General features: G+C 66.3%; 16 protein-coding genes and 1 pseudogene. 2 read left to right on the forward strand and 15 right to left on the reverse strand.

Annotated features, from left to right (window positions below):
• Nucleotides 1–8: 8 nt before the first annotated feature.
• The 3 genes from AC5P9P_RS08900 to AC5P9P_RS08910 are packed head-to-tail and all read right to left on the reverse strand — an operon-like array spanning nt 9 to nt 2,610.
• Entirely contained in the window at nt 9–665 is a 657-nt protein-coding gene (locus AC5P9P_RS08900) for a type IV pilus inner membrane component PilO (RefSeq protein ID WP_005410857.1), read from the reverse strand.
• Nucleotides 662–1,552 (reverse strand): PilN domain-containing protein, encoded by an 891-nt coding sequence (locus AC5P9P_RS08905; protein ID WP_049404031.1) that lies wholly within the window; start codon nt 1,550–1,552, stop codon nt 662–664. The genes AC5P9P_RS08900 and AC5P9P_RS08905 overlap by 4 nt, the downstream gene beginning before the upstream one ends.
• Nucleotides 1,552–2,610 carry a pilus assembly protein PilM gene (locus tag AC5P9P_RS08910; protein WP_010484061.1) on the reverse strand — a complete coding sequence of 353 codons (1,059 nt, stop codon included), beginning with the start codon at nt 2,608–2,610 and terminating at the stop codon, nt 1,552–1,554. Before AC5P9P_RS08910 ends, AC5P9P_RS08905 begins: the two co-directional genes overlap by 1 nt.
• 219 nt (nt 2,611–2,829) lie before the next feature.
• On the opposite strand from AC5P9P_RS08910, the gene AC5P9P_RS08915 reads away from it, so the two are divergent.
• Nucleotides 2,830–5,253, forward strand: coding sequence for a PBP1A family penicillin-binding protein (locus tag AC5P9P_RS08915; RefSeq protein WP_164133533.1), 2,424 nt, complete (start codon nt 2,830–2,832; stop codon nt 5,251–5,253).
• A gap of 328 nt (nt 5,254–5,581) precedes the next feature.
• Nucleotides 5,582–6,226, forward strand: a complete 645-nt coding sequence (locus tag AC5P9P_RS08920) for a hypothetical protein (RefSeq protein ID WP_006466035.1) — start codon at nt 5,582–5,584, stop codon at nt 6,224–6,226.
• A 130-nt stretch (nt 6,227–6,356) separates the two neighbouring features.
• On the opposite strand, the gene AC5P9P_RS08925 is transcribed toward AC5P9P_RS08920, so the two are convergent.
• The 12 genes and pseudogenes from AC5P9P_RS08925 to gmk all read right to left on the reverse strand — a co-directional run bounded on the left by AC5P9P_RS08925 (nt 6,357) and on the right by gmk (nt 18,759).
• The gene (locus AC5P9P_RS08925; protein WP_239502980.1) at nt 6,357–6,761 is read right to left on the reverse strand and encodes a hypothetical protein; all 405 of its coding nucleotides are present in this window, start codon (nt 6,759–6,761) and stop codon (nt 6,357–6,359) included.
• Nucleotide 6,762: 1 nt separating this feature from the next.
• Nucleotides 6,763–7,101 (reverse strand): annotated as a pseudogene (locus AC5P9P_RS08930) (usher protein); the annotation flags it as partial.
• A gap of 60 nt (nt 7,102–7,161) precedes the next feature.
• Nucleotides 7,162–7,650, reverse strand: coding sequence for a CS1 type fimbrial major subunit (locus AC5P9P_RS08935; protein WP_049404061.1), 489 nt, complete (start codon nt 7,648–7,650; stop codon nt 7,162–7,164).
• Between the two features lie 527 nt (nt 7,651–8,177).
• Nucleotides 8,178–9,242, reverse strand: a complete 1,065-nt coding sequence (locus tag AC5P9P_RS08940; protein ID WP_495227398.1) for a hypothetical protein — start codon at nt 9,240–9,242, stop codon at nt 8,178–8,180.
• Between the two features lie 292 nt (nt 9,243–9,534).
• The gene (locus AC5P9P_RS08945; RefSeq protein WP_049404024.1) at nt 9,535–10,812 is read right to left on the reverse strand and encodes a citrate synthase; all 1,278 of its coding nucleotides are present in this window, start codon (nt 10,810–10,812) and stop codon (nt 9,535–9,537) included.
• Nucleotides 10,813–11,108: 296 nt separating this feature from the next.
• Nucleotides 11,109–11,351, reverse strand: a complete 243-nt coding sequence (locus tag AC5P9P_RS08950) for a type B 50S ribosomal protein L31 (protein ID WP_005410871.1) — start codon at nt 11,349–11,351, stop codon at nt 11,109–11,111.
• A gap of 88 nt (nt 11,352–11,439) precedes the next feature.
• Nucleotides 11,440–12,378 (reverse strand): nucleoside hydrolase, encoded by a 939-nt coding sequence (locus AC5P9P_RS08955; protein ID WP_021203710.1) that lies wholly within the window; start codon nt 12,376–12,378, stop codon nt 11,440–11,442.
• A gap of 383 nt (nt 12,379–12,761) precedes the next feature.
• Complete coding sequence (recG, locus tag AC5P9P_RS08960) at nt 12,762–14,873, reverse strand: ATP-dependent DNA helicase RecG (protein ID WP_033834946.1); 2,112 nt, start codon at nt 14,871–14,873, stop codon at nt 12,762–12,764.
• A gap of 7 nt (nt 14,874–14,880) precedes the next feature.
• Entirely contained in the window at nt 14,881–15,267 is a 387-nt protein-coding gene (locus AC5P9P_RS08965) for a RidA family protein (protein WP_005410875.1), read from the reverse strand.
• 148 nt (nt 15,268–15,415) lie between these two features.
• Complete coding sequence (locus tag AC5P9P_RS08970) at nt 15,416–17,578, reverse strand: RelA/SpoT family protein (RefSeq protein ID WP_005410876.1); 2,163 nt, start codon at nt 17,576–17,578, stop codon at nt 15,416–15,418.
• Between the two features lie 105 nt (nt 17,579–17,683).
• Nucleotides 17,684–17,983 (reverse strand): DNA-directed RNA polymerase subunit omega, encoded by a 300-nt coding sequence (gene rpoZ / locus AC5P9P_RS08975; protein WP_005410877.1) that lies wholly within the window; start codon nt 17,981–17,983, stop codon nt 17,684–17,686.
• 110 nt (nt 17,984–18,093) lie between these two features.
• Nucleotides 18,094–18,759, reverse strand: a complete 666-nt coding sequence (gene gmk / locus AC5P9P_RS08980) for a guanylate kinase (RefSeq protein WP_184014295.1) — start codon at nt 18,757–18,759, stop codon at nt 18,094–18,096.
• Nucleotides 18,760–18,849 lie beyond the last annotated feature (90 nt).

Here is an 18,849-nt window from a genome sequence, read left to right on the forward strand (position 1 = left end):
GGAACGGATCACTTGCTGCCCTCCTTGCCGGCTTCAGCCTTCTGCTGTTCCTGCACCTCGGTCTCGTCGAGATACCGGTAGGTCTTGACCGTGCCGGACAATTCCAGCGCACCGGCACGCGAACCACCGCCGGCCTTGTCCGCCGGCTTCAGGTTGATGTCGTGCATGGTCAGGATCACCACGCGCGGCAGCGAGGCCACGCCACTGACGAACGCACCGAACTGGTGGTAGCTGCCCACCATCTTCAGCTTGATCGGCTTCTCGGCGTAGAACTCCTTGACCTGCTCCTGTTCCGGTTCGAACAGCTGGCTGGTCAGGCCGCTGGACAGCGCGGTCTGCGAGATGTCGATGATCAGGTCCGGCATTTCGGTCTTGCTGGGCAGCTGCCGCAGCATCTGCTGCAGCACCTGCTCCATCTGCGCCAGCTGCTGCTTCAGCGGCCCCAAGTTCACCGCGCGTTCCTGCTGCTTGGAGAACTCGGTACGCAGATCGCTTTCCTTCGACTCCAGGCTGGCCAGTTCATCGCGCTTGCCGCTGATCAGCAGCATCCACGCAACGAACATGATGACCAGGGCCAGCAACGAACAGAAGACGATCTTGGCCTTCTGCGGCCAGTTGCCGATGTCGTTGAAATCCAGGTTCTTCAGATCGATTTTCTGGCTCATGCGCGATCCCCCTGCAGCGGGGCGTAAGAGGCCTGCGGCGGCTGCGCCAGGCGGCTGCCCTCAGGCCTGGCGGCCGGTGCCGGTGCGGCGGGCTGGTTCGGCTTGGCCGGTGCAGGTGCAGGCGCCGGCGCAGTAGCCGGAGCGCTGGCGGGCGCTGCTGCCGGGGCCGCCGCCGGTTGGGCCGGGGCCGGTGCTGTTGCAGCAGCCGGGGCCGCGGCATCGGGGCCGGCGGCAAGCGGCGCCACGGCAGGCGTCGCAGCCGGCGTGGTCGCCACGCTGCCATCGGCGTTCAAACCGGGGGTGCCGGTCTCTTCACTCTGCGCAGGCAGCTTCACCGTGACCTTGAACATGTACGGCAGCGCCTTGATGTCCGATACCGGGCCGGCTGCACTCTTGTCTCCGGCGCTGGCCTGGATGATCGACAGCTCCGGGTTGGTCATCCAGCCGGAGGTTTCCAGGTTGCGCATGTAAGCCGACACGCGGGCATTGGACTGGGTGCGTCCCTCGAGGGTGAGCATGTCCCCCTCCTGCTGCAGGGCGGTCAGCACCACGCCGTCGGGAATCGTGCGCACCAACGCGTCGAACAGGTGGACCATCTGCGAGCGCTTGGCCTGCAGTTCCTCGATCACCTTCTTGCGGGCCAGCAGGCGGTCCTTCTGCGCATCGAGGCGATCGATCTCCTTGTTCTGTTCCTTGACCTTCTCGATCTCGGCTTCCAGATAGGCATTGCGGTCCATCTGGCCGCTCACCTGCCGGTCGTAATAGAACCAGATCAGCAGCGACAGCAGCAGGCCACCGATTGCGGCCATGCCCAACATTGCGTAGAACTCGCGCTGGCGTTGCTTTCGCCGCTCGGCGCGCCAGGGCAATAGATTGATGCGTGCCATCAGTCGAAGCTCCTCAGCGCCAGACCGGTGGCGATCATCAGCGCGGGGGCATCCTGGGCCAGCGCATGTGCGTTCACCTTCGGGCCCAGGGTCATCTGTGCCAGCGGATTGGCGACCACGGTCGGCACGCCCAGCTGTTCCTCGACCATCTCCGGCAGGCCACCCAGCACGGCGCAGCCGCCGGCCAGCACGATGTGATCAACGCGGTTGAACTCACTGCCTGCATAGAAGAACTGCAGCAGGCGGCTGATCTGCTGGACCGTAGCTTCCTTGAACGGCTCCAGCACTTCCATCTCGTAGCTTTCCGGCAGCCCGCCCTGGCGCTTGGCCAGGCCGGCCTCCTCGTAGCTCAGGCCGTAACGGCGCATGATCTCGTCGGTCAGCTGCTTGCCACCGAACACCTGTTCGCGGCTGTACAGGCTGCGGCCGCCGCGCAGGACGTTGAGGGTGGTCATGGTGGCGCCGATATCGACCAGCGCGACCACGCCCTCGATGGACACCGGCAGCTCGCTGGCCACCAGGGCATAGGCGTTCTCGACCGCGAAGGCCTCCACGTCCATCACCTTGGCCTGCAGGCCCCCCAGCTCCAATGCCGACTGGCGCAGTTCCACGTTCTCCGAACGCGACGCGGCCAGCAGCACCTGGACCATCTCCGGGTTGTTCGGGATCGCCCCGATCACCTCGAAGTCCAGGTTCACTTCCTCGATCGGGTACGGAATGTAGTTGACCGCTTCCAGCTCGATCTGGGCTTCCATGTCGTTCTCGTCGAGCTCGGCCGGCATCGGGATCACCTTGGTGATCACCGCCGAACCGGCGACGGCGGCAGCGGCCAGCTTGGCCTTGCTCCCCGAGCGGTTCATCGCACGGCGGATGGCCTCACCCACGGCCTCCACTTCCACGATGTTCTTCTCCACCACCGCGTTCGGCGGAAGAGGTTCCACGGCGTAATGTTCCACACGAAAACGGTTGCCACTGCGGGACAGCTGCAAAAGCTTTACCGCAGTCGAACTGATGTCGACGCCTACAAGCGGCGACTGACTTTTTGGGATGAGCCCCACGGTTTCTCCCCTGCCGACGGGCACTTGGACGCAAGACCTGCGCCCGAGCATTAATAACGTATTCTTAGCAAATGGCAACGGCCCTGCTGTGAAGTCCCTCACGGATTCACCATGCAGCCCCTGACTGTTCCCCTTGCGCTCCCCGGTGCCGACCCCAGCCGCCACCTTGCGTAATCTATACTCTGCGACCACGAAATTCGCAATCGGAATCTGAACCCGATGACTCGACTCCGCCGCTGGCTGCGCTGGATCTTCCTGATTGTCCTGGTCCTGGCGCTGATCGGCGCGGCCGCCGTGGGCGGTCTGTACTACGCCGTGTCCTCCAAGCTTCCCGACGTGCAGACCCTGCGCGACGTGGAAATGCAGGAGCCGATGTACGTCTATGCCGCCGACGGCAAGCTGATGGCGGTGTTCGGCGAGACCCGGCGTACCCCGATCACCATGAAGGACGTGCCCGAGCGCCTGAAGCAGGCCTTCCTGGCCACCGAGGACGCCCGCTTCTACGAGCACGGCGGCGTGGACTACATGGGCATCGGCCGTGCGGTGTGGCTGCTGGCCACCACCAACGACAAGCGCGTGCCGGGTGGCTCCACCATCACCCAGCAGGTGGCCCGCCAGTTCTTCCTCAGCTCTGAGTACAGCTACACCCGCAAGCTGGCCGAGATCCTGCTGGCGCGGAAGATCGAGTCCGAGCTGAGCAAGGACGAGATCTTCGAGCTGTACCTGAACAAGAGTTTCTTCGGCAATCGTGCCTACGGCGTGGCCGCCGCCGCCGAGTTCTATTACGGCAAGAAGCTGAACGAGCTGGACCTGGACGAGATGGCCTCGCTGGCCGGCATCCCCAAGTTCCCGTCCTCGGGCAATCCGATCTCCAATCCGGAGCGCGCCCGCCAGCGCCGCGACAATTACGTGCTGCAGCGCATGGCCGACCTGAAGTTCGTCAGCCAGGCCGAAGCCGACGCGGCCAAGGCCGTGCCGATGCACGCCACCGCCCATGAGCCGCCGGTGCAGGTCGACGCGCCGTACGTGGCCGAACTGGTGCGCCAGGAAATGATCGCCCGCTTCGGCGGGGATGTGGTCAACAAGGGTTACCACGTCACCACCACCATCGACTCCACCCTGCAGACCGCCGCCAACCAGTCGGTGCGCGACGGCCTGCTGCTGTACGACCACCGCCACGGCTGGCACGGCGTGGAGAAGCAGGTGCAGGTGGGTGCCGGCGAAGACGCCGCCGCCCTGGCCGAGCACCTGCGCGGCCTGTACGGCCAGGCCGGCCTGCTGCCGGCGATCGTCGCCAGCACCGGCTCCGATGGCAGCGCCACCGTGGTGCTGGCCAACCGCAGCGAGATCGTGCTGCCGGCCGGCGCCGCCAAGTGGACCAACAAGACCCCGGGCAAGCTGGTGCAGCGCGGCGACATCGTGCGCGTGCGTGCCGGTGCCAAGGAAGGTGAGTGGCTGTTGGACCAGATCCCGCGCGGCCAGTCCGCGCTGGTCTCGCTGGATGCCCACAGCGGTGCACTGAAGGCGCTGGTTGGCGGTTTCAGCTTCTCCGGCAACAAGTTCAACCGTGCCACCCAGGCCCGCCGCCAGCCGGGTTCGAGCTTCAAGCCCTTCATCTACGCCGCGGCCTTCGACAAGGGCTACAACCCGGCCTCGATCGTGCTCGACGCGCCCGTCGTGTTCCGCGATCGCCGCGGCAAGACCTGGGCCCCGCAGAACGACGGCGGCGGCTTCCGCGGCCCGATGCGCCTGCGTGAGGCGCTGGTGCAGTCGCGCAACCTGGTCTCGGTGCGCCTGCTCGACGGCATGGGCGTGGACTACGCGCGCAAGTACATCAGCGAATTTGGTTTCGCCGAATCCGAACTGCCGCCGAACCTGTCGATGTCACTGGGCACCGCCTCGCTGACCCCGCTGTCGGTGGCCCGTGGCTACGCCGTGTTCGCCAATGGCGGCTCGCGGGTGGATACCTGGTTGATCGACCAGGTGAACGACCGCGACGGCAACCTGGTGTTCAAGGAAAACCCCGCCCTGGCCTGCCGCGACTGTGCCGGCAGCAGCGACCAGCCGGTCAACCAGGTCGTGGACGGCTTCAACTTCGGCGCCCCGGCCCCGAAGGTGGACCCGGCGGCTGCGGCCAAGGCCGAAGCCAAGACCGAAACCCCGGCCACGCCGGCCAACCCCGATGCCCGCACCGCCCCGCGCGCGATCGACGCCCGCACCGCCTACCAGTTGGTGTCGATGATGCGCGACGTGGTCCAGCGCGGTACCGGCGTGCAGGCCAAGGTGCTCGGCCGAGAGGACGTGGGCGGCAAGACCGGCTCCACCAACGACCACCGCGACGCCTGGTTCTCCGGCTTCGGTGGCCCGTACGTGACCACTGTGTGGGTGGGCCGCGACGACTTCCGCTCGCTGGGCTACCGCGAGTACGGTGGCAAGGCGGCGCTGCCGATCTGGATCGACTACATGCGCACCGCGCTGAAGGACACCCCGATCGCGCAGAACGAGCCGCCCAGCGGCATGGTCCAGGCCACCCTCAACGGCGCGACCGAATGGGTGAAGGTGGAAGACATGGACCGCCTGACCGACTACGACCTGAACCTCAATACGCCGCAGGCCGACGCCGCCGCGTTCGATATCTTCTGAGGAAGGATCAGGTGGGTGCCAACCTTGGTTGGCACCGATGCGGCTCCGGTAGCTACCAACCTTGGTTGGCGCCTCGTGCCGACCAAGGTCGGCACCTACCAAAGCGTCGGTGGGTGCCAACCTTGGTTGGCACCAATGCATCCGCCGGGCACGGTCCCGCGCTGCTCTGGTAGCCGCCAACCTTGGTTGGCGCCCCGTGCCGACCAAGGTCGGCACCTACCAAAGCGTTGGTGGGTGCCAACCGTTGGTTGGCATCTCTGCGCCATACCCACGCAGATGTCACATCCCTGCGCTACTCTGTACCCAGGTCGCAACAGGGAGTCATCGCATGCATCGCGCCCGTCAGCATGCTGCCAGCCAGACCCGCGAGCGTCGCCACCGCCTCGCCCACGAAGCCGCCCGCCTGATGGCCGAAGGCGGCATCCGCGACTACCACCAGGCCAAGTTGAAGGCCGCCAGCCGGCTCGGCATCCACGACGATGCCTCCCTGCCCCGCAACACCGAGATCGAAGACGCCCTGCGCGAGTACCAGCGGCTGTTCTCCGGCCCCCAACACGGCAACGAACTGCAGCGCCGCCGCGAGGCCGCCATGCGTGCGCTGGAGTTCCTGCACGGCTTCGCGCCTCGCCTGGCCGGCCCGGTGCTGGAGGGCACCGCCGACGCCAACAGCCCCGTGCAGCTGCACCTGCACAGCGACGACCCGGAAGCCGTGCACCGCTTCCTGGACGAACACGGCATTCCCGCCGAATCGCGGACGCGTCGCCTGCGCATGGATCGCGAGCGCAGCCTGGATGTGCCGGTGTGGGTGTTCAGTGCCGAGGAGCTGACCTTCGACCTGGCCGTGCTGCCCTACGATGCCCTGCGCCAGGCGCCGTTGTCGCCGGTGGATGAGAAGCCGATGCGGCGCGCGTCTGTCGCGCAGTTGCGGCAGGTGCTGGCCGAAGCGGAGATCACCGCGTACATCGGCGGATGACGATAGCGCAGCGGTGCCTGCCTTGGGTGGGTGCGGGCATTTCGATGGCTGACCGGAGAGCAGTCGAGCAAGTTCGACTCTACAAAAGCGGTGTTACCAGCTCTGGCAGATGATGCCCATCATGCTCCCGCTACCAGACAAAACGGGTATCGCGCAGCGGGTCGCTGAACAACCGCGGCAACCACGGGGCAGAAGCTCGCCGCGGATACTCCCGCATCATCTGCGCGTGCATGACCTGCAGATCGCGCAGCAACCAGGACTGGTAGTAGATGTCGTCGAATCCATCCGACCACCCGCTCTTCACACGCTCATGCTCGTCTGCCTCCAACGGCGGCATCTTGTCCAGCGGCACCTCCAGGACTGTCGACAGCGCCGCGTTGATCTGCGCGTTCTCAACCCCCGCCTGGCGCACGTAGTCCAATCGATCGAGGACCCGCCGGCAGTTGTACGGGAAGCATCCGCCCGTGGCGGTGATGTAGTCAGCAATATCCGCCAGCATGTCGGCTTTCAGCCGCCACACCACTTCGCTGTCCATCACCTGGCCCGGCCGTGGCGCCACCGAAGCGGCAGGCCAGGTGGCTGTTGCGCGGCAGGGGTTGCGACAACGCCGGCAGCAAGGCTGCCTGTGCTTCGGCAGGCAGGTCCAGCCCCTGCAGTACGCGCGCGGGATCTTCCAGCTGCACGTGCTCCAGGGTCACGCGCACCGGCGACAGCCCGGCCGAGCGGCCGAACAGCTGGATGTCGAGTTGTTCGGTCTGGCCTTCAACCAGATCCTCGAAGCCGGCGGGGACGCCGTGGGCTGCGACCAGAGGAGCAGCCATTGCCAGGGCGAGCGCGACCGCCAGCCGGGTAACGGCGGGGGCGTGTGGGATCATGGGGGTATCGCTGCAGAAGCGGCCGGCCCGGAATGCGGACCGGCGCGGGGAAGCCGTGGATCAGGGCTTCTGGTTCATGACGATGTAGACCATGCCTTCATAGCGGCCGTTGACCGTAAGCGGGCCACCGGCACCCGCCTGGGCGATGGTCAGCGGCATCGAGATGGAGGCACCCGGCGTCGAGCTGGCGCCGTTGAACAGGTCAGCCACCTTGAACTCGGTGACCGCAGTGGTCAGCGCATCGGTGTTCAGGCTGACGGCCAGCGGCACGCGGGTGGCGCCATTTAGCAGCACCGGATCGTGGCCGAGGCGAACCTGGATGTCCTTATCGATATCGTTGGAGTGGATGCGCACCTGCTGCGTCGACGGCAGCAGGCCGCGCAGCGGATCGTGGGTCATCTGCACGGTATCCGGCAGCGGGGTGCCGTCCTCGAGCAGCAGCGCCAGGGTCGGGTCGACGTCGGCGTAGACGGTGATCTTGGTTTCCAGCGCGTGCGCGGACAGCGAAGCAGTGGCCAGCGCTGCAGCGAGCGCGGCCTTCTTGAGAATGGCGTGCTTGGGTGTCTCTCTCGGACAGGGGGAATATGAAAGCCCCCCTCCCCTAAGGAGAAAGGGAGGGAGGCGCCGCCCGCAGAGGTGGTTGCGGGCGACGGAGAGAATGTTAGAAATGCGCTGCCATGCAGGCCATTCAAGCATTCCTAAAACGCGGGAGGTTAAGAAGAATTCTTGAAGGCGCTCAATGTTTGAGGGTTATGCAAACTCCCTCACTGCTTGAATGCAATAAACCTCATTGCCTTGGATTTGTAGAGTCGACTGTTAGTCGACTGCTCTTCCGACACTGCGCGAAGCACACGCGCTGCGCGCGTGAGTCGAGTACGGCTCGACTCTACAAGGGGTCATCCACGCATGGCGTGGATCTGCTGGATGGCATCAGGCCGCCTTTCGGCGGCCTGATGACACATCGTGTTGGCGCACGATCAGAAGAAGATCGCGTACAGGATCAGCAGCGGAATCGGTACGCCCAACAACCAGAGAAGAATCATTTTCATTACAGGTCTCCTTGCGTGGAAGGCGGGTTACAGGTCGCGGCGGCGGCCGCCCCAAGTGGCGCTGAGGCTGGCGAAGAACGCACCGATCAGCAGGGTGATGAACAGCCACAGCGCGGCATACGCTGCGGCCTTGCGGGCATCGTCGGCCGCCTGCTTGGCGGTGGTCTTTGCCTTCTCCAGCGCCGCACGCATGCGCGTCTGCACATCGGTCACGCGCGCCTGCGCTTCGGCCGGGCTCATGCCGGTTTCGCGCGCGATCAGCTGCGCCAGGTACTGGGTATCGGCCGGGTCCAGGCCGTCTCCCTGCAGGCTGTTGACGATGATGCGGTTCACTTCGGCACGCACTTCGCGGCGGTCGCCGGCCGGCGCACGACCCGGCATCGGGCGCGGCGGCGCCATGCCGGCCTCGCGCGGGCCCGCATTCGGTGCCGGCGCCGGAGCCGCGTTCGGATCCAACGGCGCGCCCGGCGGTGGCGGCGTCGCGGGATCGGCAGCACCGGGGTTGGTGGCATTGCGGAACAGGGAATCCACCCAATAGTTGAGGTCGCCTTCCGGTGCGGCCGCGGCGGCGCTACCGGCACCTGCGGCGGCAACGCCGGCCGTGGATGCGGCAGCGCCTGCGGCGGCACCGGCCACCTTTGCGCCGGCGCCCAGCACGCCACCGATGGCCGATGTGAGCAGGCCCGCGGTCAGCAGCGTGGCCACCGCCCACGACACGAAGCCATGCGCGGTATCGCGGAAATAGGTTTCATCGCCATGGATCTGCGTCCACTTGGTACGCAGGCGGCCCGCCAGATAGCCACCCAGGCCGGACGCGGCCAATGCGGTGAAGGTGAGCCAGATGATGCTGGACCAACCGAAGGTCTCTTTGCTGACGCCTTCGAACGACCATGGCGACACCGACGACAGGCCGAGGCCAACACCGAGGATCAGCAGGATGAGGGAGAGTGCAGCGGCAGCGGTGGCGCCAGCGAAGATCGCGCCCCAGGAAACGGCGCTTTCGCTGGGAGGGGCGACGATCGGGGCGGTGACGACGGCGGCGACGTCAGGGCCGAGCGGTCCGCGCTCGGGTGGGTCGAATCGGGTATTCATCGGGATGGACGCTCCATTTCAGGTGCTGCGGATGCAGCTGGCGTCCTGAGGCTGCGCGAGCGCTTGTGAAGCTGGTGAGACCCTTGAATCACGCGGTCTTGGCGCGATGAAGCGCGTGCCAACCAAGGTTGGCACCTACCGAAGGCGGTTGCGGTGGTAGATCCACGCCGTGCGTGGATGATTTTTCGCGGGCGCCGAAATCGTGCGGACCAACGGTCCGCACCTACCAGGTCCGCCCCAAAAAAACGCCCCGCGGATGCGGGGCGTTCTTCTCACAACTCACGCGGGGCGATCAGCCCTGGTAGTCGCGCACGTCGCTACCGGTGTAGACCTGGCGCGGACGGCCGATCTTCATTTCCGGATCAACCTGCTGTTCCAGCCAATGCGAGACCCAGCCGGAGGTACGGCCCAGGGCGAACATGACGGTGAACATTTCGGTCGGGATCTGCAGCGCCTTGTAGATGATGCCGCTGTAGAAATCGACGTTCGGGTACAGCTTGCGGGCGACGAAGTACTCGTCCTGCAGGGCGGCCTGTTCCAGCTTCACGGCCACGTCCAGCAGCGGATCCTGCACGCCCAGCTGCTTGAGCACCTTGCTGGTCATCTCGCCGATGACCTTGGCGCGCGGGTCGAAGTTCTTGTAGACGCGGTGGCCGAAGCCCATCAGGCGGAAGCCGGAGGTCTTGTCCTTGGCCTTGACCACGGCGGACTCGACGTTGTCGGCAGTGCCGATCTCTTCCAGCATCTTCAGCACGGCTTCGTTGGCACCGCCGTGGGCCGGACCCCACAGCGCGGTGACGCCAGCGGCGACCGACGCGTACGGGTTGGCACCGGTCGAACCGACCAGGCGCACGGTCGAGGTCGAGGCGTTCTGCTCGTGGTCGGCGTGCAGGATGAACAGCAGGTCCAGCGCCTTCACCACGTCCGGGTTCAGGTCGTACTGGCCGTCAGCCGACTCGAAGGTCTGCTTCAGGAAGCGGCTGACGTAGTCCAGCGAGGTGTCCGGCTTGTTGGCCGGCAGGCCCTTGCCGTGGCGGTAGATCAGCGCCGACAGGGTCGGCACCTTGGCGATCAGGCGCACGGCGGCCTGGCGGCGCTGTTCGGCGTCGGACAGGTCCAGCGAGTCGTGGTAGATGGCCGACAGCTGCGCGATTGCAGCGGCCAGGATCGCCATCGGATGGGCATCCTTGGCGAAGCTGCCGATCAGGGTGTTGATCGAATCGTCGACGTTGGCTTCGGCAGCCAGCTCATCGGTGAAGGCCTTCAGCTGCTCGGCGCTCGGGCGCTCGCCGTTGATCAGCAGGTAGGCCACTTCGACGTAGCTCGACTTTTCCGACAGCTGTTCGATCGGGTAGCCGCGGTACAGCAGCACGCCCTTGTCGCCGTCGATGTAGGTGATGGCGGACTTGCAGCTGGCCGTCGCGGTGAAGCCGGAATCGTAGGTGAAATACCCCGTTTCCTTGGTCAGCTTCGCGATGTCGACGCAGTCGTTGCCAAGGGTGGGTTTGATGACGGGCAGAACGACCGACTTGTCGCCGGCGTTGAGCGTGACCTGATCAAGATCGGACACTGTGTGCGCTCCTTCATGGGAAGGCGCCTGCCCAAGCGCATTGGTCAGGCACGTGAATGACGTCCTCGGCCTGTGCCGGGGATCAGGTCATTATCGCACAGCAGCATTTGCCCGGCGCTAGACAGAAGTCGTATACGACAGGCAGCCAGACACCGGCCGTTGAGCGGCCCGGATCGGCAAAAGCGTTGTCACACGAACGCAGTGTTCCGTCCATCCAAACGCCCGTTGGGTTGGCGTTGGGGAAAAACAAACGGCCGCGCAGAGCGCGGCCGTTGGTTCGAAGCTGGATCGACAGATCAGCGCGCGTAGCGCTTCTGGAACTTGTCGATACGGCCCGAGGTGTCGATGACCTTGTGCTTGCCCGTGTAGAACGGGTGCGAAGCCGAGGAAATTTCAACCTTGACCAGCGGGTATTCGTTGCCGTCTTCCCACTGGATGGTTTCCTTCGTCGCCATGGTCGAGCGGGTCAGGATCTTGAAATCGGAGGTGACGTCATGGAAGACGACGTCGCGGTAGTTCGGATGGATATCGGCCTTCATGGGCTCACACCGTAAATGGGCTGGTGGTCAAGAGCGGCATTATAAGCACCGGTTGCCGCCCGGGGCAACCGGTGCCGGTCAATCGACGTCAGTCCGCACCCAGGGCCTGGCGCACCAGGGCCTCGAAACGCTGCTGGTCGTAGGCCATCAGCAGATCGCAGTTGTCCGGCTGGCCGGTCTGGCGGTTCCAATCGACGATGGTGGCGCCGCGGCTGAACGTGCCGTTCAGCTCCACGTTCAGCGGGCGCGACTCGACCCGCAGCTGCCCTTCCGGGTTCAGCGCCCAGGCCATGGCCACCGCATCGGCGGTGTACCAGCGCCCGCCCTTGCTGTCTTCGGACAGGCCACGGGTCTTGCGCGAGATCAGTTCGTAGAAGCGGGCGCGATCGGAATCGGCCTGCAGCCACTTCTCGGCGTCCTGCAGCGGCAGGCCATGGGCGACAGTGGCCTCCCAGTCCGACACCAGCAGGTGCTTGAACGAGGTGAACACCACGTGCGCCGCTTCCGGGTCGAACGCAATGTTGAATTCGGCCGCCGGGGTGATGTTGCCGTGGCAGGTGACCGCGCCGCCCATCACCACGATGCGCTTGATGCGCTCGGGCAGGGTCGGGTCCAGCTTCAGTGCCAGGGCAAGGTTGGTCAGCGGGCCCAGCATCACCAGCATCAGTTCGCCGGCGTGCTCGTGCGACAGGCGCAGGATGGCCAGTGCGGCGTGTTCGGCTTCAGCCTGGCGGCTCGGCGGCGGCAGGTCCACGTCGCCGTAGCCGTCACGGCCATGCACGTGGGCAGCGTCAACGGAGGGATGCAGCAGCGGATCCGGGCTGCCGGCAAACACCGGCACGTCGGCGCGGCCGACGATGTCGCAGAGCTTGAGGGCGTTGCGGACGGTGTATTCGAGGCCGACATTGCCGGCGGCGATGGTCAGGGCGACCACGTCGTGCCGTTCATCGGCGAAGGCCATCAGCAGGGCCAGGGCGTCGTCCACACCGGGGTCGGTGTCGATCAACAGCGGGATCTTGTGGGTCATCGTTGCCGTCTTCAGATCGGCAACGAAGTGTGGACCGGGATGATGACCGTTGCAAGTATGGGGGTTGGGGTTCGGCAGGGCTGCGCCCTGCACCCGCCGAATCAACGGCAAACGCCGAATCAACGGCAAAAGCTGGTTTCCTGGGGGATGGCGGGGCGGATCCGGTTGCGGGGGACGCTGCAAGTACGTCCATGTAGCTCGGTCGCCGCATCCATGCGGCTCACGCCCCCGCAACCGGATCCACCCCGCCTTCGACAGATTTCCGCGGCTGTTGGTGGGTGTCGACCTTGGTCGACACATCCATGCAATGCGTGGATGAACATGGAGTAGATCCACGCCACGCGTGGATGCGTGGACCAAGGTCCACACCCATCAAGGTGGCGCTACGCCGAGGCGTAACGCACGGCGGTGCCGATCCAGCGCTGCACCACGCGGTCGGCCAGCGTGGGTTGCTGGGCCAGCAGGCGCTCGGCCAGGTCGTGCACGCCGGGCAGCAGGCCGGCATCGCGGGCCAGGTCGGCGATGCGGAAACCGGCCAGGCCGGTCTGGCGGGTGCCGAGCAGTTCGCCGGGGCCGCGCAGTTCCAGATCCTTTTCGGCAATGACGAAACCATCGTTGGTTTCGCGCATGGTCTGCAGGCGCTCGCGTGCCATCTGCGAGAGCGGTGCCTGGTACAGCAGCACGCAGCGCGACACCGCCGAACCGCGGCCAACACGGCCGCGCAGCTGGTGCAGCTGGGCCAGGCCGAGGCGTTCGGCGTTCTCGATCACCATCAACGAGGCGTTCGGTACGTCCACGCCCACTTCGATGACGGTGGTCGCCACCAGCAGGTCGATCTGCCCGGCCTTGAACGCCACCATCGTGGCCAGCTTTTCCGCAGCTTTCAGGCGGCCATGCACCAGCCCCACGCGTACGCCGGGCAGCAGCGCCTGCAGCGATTCGTAGGTGGCCTGCGCGGGCGTAGCGTCCAGCTCTTCGCTTTCCTCGATGAGCGTGCACACCCAGTACACCTGCCGCCCTTCCTGGCAGGCCAGGGCGATGCGCTCGATCAGCTCCGGGCGACGATCGTTGTTCAATGCGACGGTCTGCACCGGGGTGCGGCCCGGCGGCAGTTCGTCGATGGCCGAGACATCCAGGTCGGCGTATTCGGACATCGCCAGCGTGCGCGGAATCGGTGTTGCGGTCATCACCAGCTGGTGCGGCACGCTGTTGCCGCCTGCGCCCTTGTCGCGCAGCGCCAGCCGCTGGTGCACGCCGAAGCGATGCTGCTCGTCGACGATGGCCAGGGCGAGATCCTGGAACACCACCGCCTCCTGCATCAGCGCGTGGGTACCCACCACCACCTGCGCTTCGCCGCTGGCGACCTGCTCCATCACCTTGGCGCGCGCCTTGCCGGTGACCTTGCCGGCCAGCCAGGCGATGCGCACGCCGAGCGGTTCCAGCCAGCCGCGCAGGTTGTTGAGATGCTGTTCGGCCAGCAGTTCGGTGGGCGCAGCCAATGCAACCTGCTTGCCCTGCTCCACCGCCAGCATCGCCGCCAGCGCGGCGACCACGGTCTTGCCGGAACCGACGTCGCCCTGCACCAGCCGCAGCATCGGGCTGGGCCGCGCGAGGTCCTCGCGGATCTGCTTGAACACGCGCGCCTGTGCGCCGGTCAGGGCGAACGGCAGCTGCTTCAGCAGCGCCTTGGCCAGTTTGCCGGGGCCGGCCAGCGGCGGCGCATGGTGCGCCTGCAACGCGATGCGCTGGCGACGCAGGCTGAGGTGGTGGGCCAGCAGCTCTTCCATCGCCAGGCGGCGCTGCGCCGGGTGGGTGCCGGCGGCCAGCGCGGCCAGATCGGCATCTGGTGGCGGCCGGTGCACGGTCAGCAGCGCGCTGCGCAGTGACGGCAGGCCGAGGCCATCGAGCCAGCCGCTGGGCAGCAGTTCCAGCGCGCTTTCCTCGGGCAGGCGGTCCAGCGCCTGGCCGATCAGCTTGCGCATGGTCATCGGACCGACGCCTTCGACGGTGGGATACACCGGGTCGAGGCGGTCGCCGAGTTCGGGATCGTCGTTACGGCCCAGCACCTGGTAGCTGGGGTGGACGATTTCCAGGCCGAGCTGGCCCGGTTTGGGCGTGCCGAAGCAGCGCAGCCGGTTGCCGACCGCGAACTGGCCGACCTGCTGCTGGCGGAAGTGGAAGAAGCGCAGCACCAAAGTGCCCCGCCCTTCGTCTTCCACCGCCACTTTCAGCATCGGCCGGTAGCGCATGCCGCGCTCGACCGCGACCACCCGCCCTTCCACCTGCGCCGGTACGCCGTTGCGCAGGTCTTCAATGCGGGTCAGCCGGGTCCGGTCTTCATAGCGCAGCGGCAGATGAAGCCAGAGATCCTGCAGGGTGGCCAGGCCACGCGCCTGCAGTTTGGCGGCCACGGCCGGACCGACGCCCGCGAGCATCGCCAGGGATGCTTCGCCGGACGGTGACAGGACCGGGGTGACCGCCGCCTTGCGTGCCACGTGGCGGTCAGTCGATGACCATCACCGCGTCGACCTCGAAGTTGGCGCCCTTCGGCAGGCCGGAGACTTCGATGGTGGAACGGGCCGGGTACGGGGCCTGGAAGTAGTCCTGCATGACCGCGTTGACCTTGGCGAACTCGCCCAGATCGGTCAGGTACAGGCCCAGACGCACGACCTTGTCCAGCGAGCCACCAGCGGCTTCGGCCACGGCCTTGAGGTTGTCGAAGGCGCGGCGGGCCTGTGCTTCGACGTCACCCGCGCCGACGATGTCGCCGGTGGCCGGGTCGAGCGGGATCTGGCCGGAGAAGTACACGGTGTTGCCGGCGCGCACGGCCTGCGAGTACGGGCCGATGGCGGCGGGGGCCTTTTCGGTGTTGATGATCTGGCGGGACATGGGTCGCTCCGGTGCTTGGGGGAAAACAGAGCGGTGATTGTACCGGGTGGGCGCGGCATCGGCTGGGGGTCGGATCCGTTTCCCGGCGGGAAACGGATCCGACCCCGTACGTCGTGTGCGCGGAACGTCATCCACGCATGGCGTGGACCTACTGACGGCGTACCGACTGCACGACCGACAGACGACGCAGGCGGCGCATCACTTCGGCCAGGTGGTTGCGGTCGCGTACCTGGATGTTGAACGCCAGCACGGCGGCGTTGAAGTCGCGGTCCAGGTAGTCCACGCGCTCGATGTTGGAATGGCTCTGGGCGATGGCGGCGGCCAGCTGCGCCAGCACGCCGGTGCCGTTCTCTACTTCCACCACCAGCGAAGTGTCGTAGTCGCCGGAGACGGTGGTGTCCCAGCCGATCGGCACCCAGCGCTCGGGCGACTTGCGCAGCTCGGCCAGGTTCGGGCAGTCCATGCGGTGCACCACGATGCCCTTGCCGGCGGTGTGGTAGCCCATGATCTCGTCGCCGGGAATCGGCTGGCAGCAGCCGGCGAAGGTGACCACGCCGCGCTCGCTGCCGTTGATCAGGATCTTTTCCTGCGAGTGGTGGCGCGAATGCGGGCCGCCACGCAGTTCGGCGTAGGCCATCAGCGCCTGCGCGGCCTGGGTCGGCATCCAGTTGCCCAGCGCCACCTCGGCCAGCAGCGCCTCCAGACGCGGGAAACGGTGCTCGGCCAGGAACGCATCCAGGCGCCCCTTCGGCAGCCGTTCCAGCGACGAATCCATCGCCTCCAGCGCACGGTCGAGCATGCGGTGGCCGAGCTGCACGGCATCTTCGTGCTCCAGCTGCTTGAGCTGGTGGCGGATGGCAGTGCGCGCCTTGCTGGTGACCACGAATTCCAGCCACTGCGGTTTCGGCGTGGCCGAGCGTGCGGTGATGATCTCCACCGACTGCCCCGACACCAGCTTGGTGCGCAGTGGCACCAGTTTCTTGTCAACGCGCGACGCCACCGCCATGTTGCCGACATCGGTATGCACGGCGTAGGCGAAATCGAGCGCGGTGGAATTGCGCGGCAGGGCCAGGATCTTGCCCTTCGGGGTGAACAGGTAGACCTCGTCCGGGAACAGGTCGACCTTGACGTTGTCGAGGAACTCCAGCGAGGAGCCGGCGGCGCGCTGCGAGTCGATCAGCTCGACGATCCAGGCGTGAGCACGGCTCTGCGCGCTGTTGGGCGAATCGCCACCAAACTTGTAGGTCCAGTGCGCGGCCACGCCGCGCTCGGCGATCAGGTCCATTTCCTCGGTACGGATCTGCACTTCGATCGGCGAGCCGTACGGCCCGAACAGCACGGTGTGCAGCGACTGGTAGCCGTTGGCCTTGGGAATGGCGATGAAATCGCGGAAGCGGCCATCCAGCGGTTTGAAGGTGGCATGCACCGAACCCAGCGCGTGGTAACAGCTGGGCACGCTGCGCACGACCAGGCGGAAGCCGAACACGTCCATCACCTGGTCGAAGGATTTGTTCTCGTCGCGCATCTTGTTGTAGATGCTCCACGGGGTCTTGATGCGGCTGATCAGCCGATGCTCGATCCCCTCCTTGGCCAGGCGCTGCGACAGCTGCACTTCCACCTGCGCCATCGCCTCGCGGCGCACCACCGGCTGGCTGCGGATGTGTTTTTCAATGATGGCGTGGCGCCACGGGTAGAGCGCCTTGAAGCCGAGGTTCTGCAGCTCGCTCTTGACCAGGCTCATGCCCAGGCGCTGGGCGATGGGCGCGTAGATCTCCAGCGTCTCGCGGGCGATGCGGCCGCGCGCTTCGCGGCTCTGCGCGCCCAGCGTGCGCATGTTGTGCAGGCGGTCGGCCAGCTTGATCATGATCACGCGCAGGTCGCGCGACATCGCCAGCAGCATCTTGCGGAAGCTCTCGGCGGCCGCTTCCTGGCGGTCGCGGAACTTCAGCTTGTCCAGCTTGGTCACGCCGTCGACCAGTTCGGCCACAGCTTCGCCGAACTCGGCAGCCAGCGCCTCGCGGGTGAGCGGGGTGTCTTCGATGGTGTCGTGCAGGATCGCGGCGATCAGCGCTTCCACGTCCAGGCCGAGCTCGGCCAGCACCTGGGCCACGGCCACCGGATGGGTGATATAGGGCTCGCCCGACTTGCGCGTCTGCCCAGCGTGCGCGGAGGCACCGACTTCCCAGGCACGGCGCAGCAGCGGCAGCTGTTCCGGCGGCAGGTAATGGGCGGCGCGTTCAAGCTGGAGGACGTAGTCGGGTACGGCGGCAGCGGGGGCTGCGGCGACCTTGGCAGTGGGGCCTGGGTTCATGCCCGAAGCCTATTCCAGCGCGACGTTTACGGCAAATCCTGAATGCGAAACAGCCCGCACGGGGCGGGCTGTTCGGCGATCCAGCAATGACGTTGATCGATGCGATCAATCGTCGTTCTTGGACATGTCTTCGTCGGCGACCACTTCGGCGGCAGCCCACTCCAGCGCTTCGCGCTCGGCGCGCTCACGCTCGGCCTTCTCGACTTCGTCGATCAGCGCGTTGTCGATCTTGCGGGCGGCGATTTCACGCAACGCCAGCACGGTCGGCTTGTCCTCGGTCTCGCTGTTGTCCAGCGTGGCCTGCACGCCGTTGGCGAGCTGGCGGGCACGCTTGGAAGCCATCATGACCAGTTCGAAACGGTTGTTAACGACTTCCAAGCAATCTTCTACGGTGATGCGGGCCATACGGGCTCCCGGCGACCGGTCGGCCGCTCAGTCGAATGAGGGAAAGGGGACGGAGTGTACTGGCAGGGGCTGGACAAAATCAAGCCAACCCCCACCCGATTCTTTTGGAATCAGTCAGTTGCACCCGGATCGGGGGTCAGCAGAGCCTGGATCAGGCCGGCGTGGCGGACCTTCTGGGCCTCCCGGCGCAGGCGGCTGGCGGTGAAGATGGCGCACAGCTCTTCCACGGCGGTGTCGAACACCTCGTTGACGATGACGTAGTCGAACTCGTTGAAGTGCAGCATTTCATCGCGTGCCGCGCCCAGGCGCTGGGCGATGACCGCCTCGCTGTCCTGGCCGCGCTTGCGCATGCGGTCCTGCAGGGCCTGCTTGGACGGCGGCAGGATGAACACGGTGACCGTGCCCGGCACCAGCTGGCGCACCTGCTGCGCGCCCTGCCAGTCGATTTCCAGCAGCACGTCCTGGCCGGCGGCCAGCTGCGGCTCCACCGACTGCCGGGCGGTGCCCTTCCAGTCGCCGTGCACCCAGGCATGCTCGAAGAAGTCGCCGGCGGCGATCATTTCCTCGAACCTCTCCGCAGAGACGAAATGGTAGTGCTGGCCGTTCACTTCACCCGGGCGCATCGCGCGCGAGGTGAAGGAGATCGACAGGGCGATCTGCGGGTCACGCGCCAGGGTGGCGTTGACGATGCTGCTCTTGCCGGCGCCGGACGGGGCGGCCACGATGTACAGCGTGCCGCGCGCAACGGCGTCCGACGGCTTCGACGGGGCGCTCATGCGCGGAACCCAATTGGTTGATTTCGCAAAATTTTTCCTCGGTGTTCCAGGTCCGGCGCGGAGGATCGCGCCAGGACGGCGGGGGCTGCG

This window comes from Stenotrophomonas sp. YJH_SMC_14-1, from assembly GCF_059372275.1.

Bases quoted from the DNA above. Each gene is read 5' to 3' on its own strand.
- AC5P9P_RS08900 (WP_005410857.1), bottom strand. From the start codon at position 665: ATGAGCCAGAAAATCGATCTGAAGAACCTGGATTTCAACGACATCGGC.
- AC5P9P_RS08905 (WP_049404031.1), bottom strand. From the start codon at position 1,552: ATGGCACGCATCAATCTATTGCCCTGGCGCGCCGAGCGGCGAAAGCAA.
- AC5P9P_RS08915 (WP_164133533.1), top strand. From the start codon at position 2,830: ATGACTCGACTCCGCCGCTGGCTGCGCTGGATCTTCCTGATTGTCCTG.
- AC5P9P_RS08920 (WP_006466035.1), top strand. From the start codon at position 5,582: ATGCATCGCGCCCGTCAGCATGCTGCCAGCCAGACCCGCGAGCGTCGC.
- AC5P9P_RS08925 (WP_239502980.1), bottom strand. From the start codon at position 6,761: ATGGACAGCGAAGTGGTGTGGCGGCTGAAAGCCGACATGCTGGCGGAT.
- AC5P9P_RS08940 (WP_495227398.1), bottom strand. From the start codon at position 9,242: ATGAATACCCGATTCGACCCACCCGAGCGCGGACCGCTCGGCCCTGAC.
- AC5P9P_RS08950 (WP_005410871.1), bottom strand. From the start codon at position 11,351: ATGAAGGCCGATATCCATCCGAACTACCGCGACGTCGTCTTCCATGAC.
- AC5P9P_RS08955 (WP_021203710.1), bottom strand. From the start codon at position 12,378: ATGACCCACAAGATCCCGCTGTTGATCGACACCGACCCCGGTGTGGAC.
- AC5P9P_RS08965 (WP_005410875.1), bottom strand. From the start codon at position 15,267: ATGTCCCGCCAGATCATCAACACCGAAAAGGCCCCCGCCGCCATCGGC.
- AC5P9P_RS08970 (WP_005410876.1), bottom strand. From the start codon at position 17,578: ATGAACCCAGGCCCCACTGCCAAGGTCGCCGCAGCCCCCGCTGCCGCC.
- rpoZ (WP_005410877.1), bottom strand. From the start codon at position 17,983: ATGGCCCGCATCACCGTAGAAGATTGCTTGGAAGTCGTTAACAACCGT.
- gmk (WP_184014295.1), bottom strand. From the start codon at position 18,759: ATGAGCGCCCCGTCGAAGCCGTCGGACGCCGTTGCGCGCGGCACGCTG.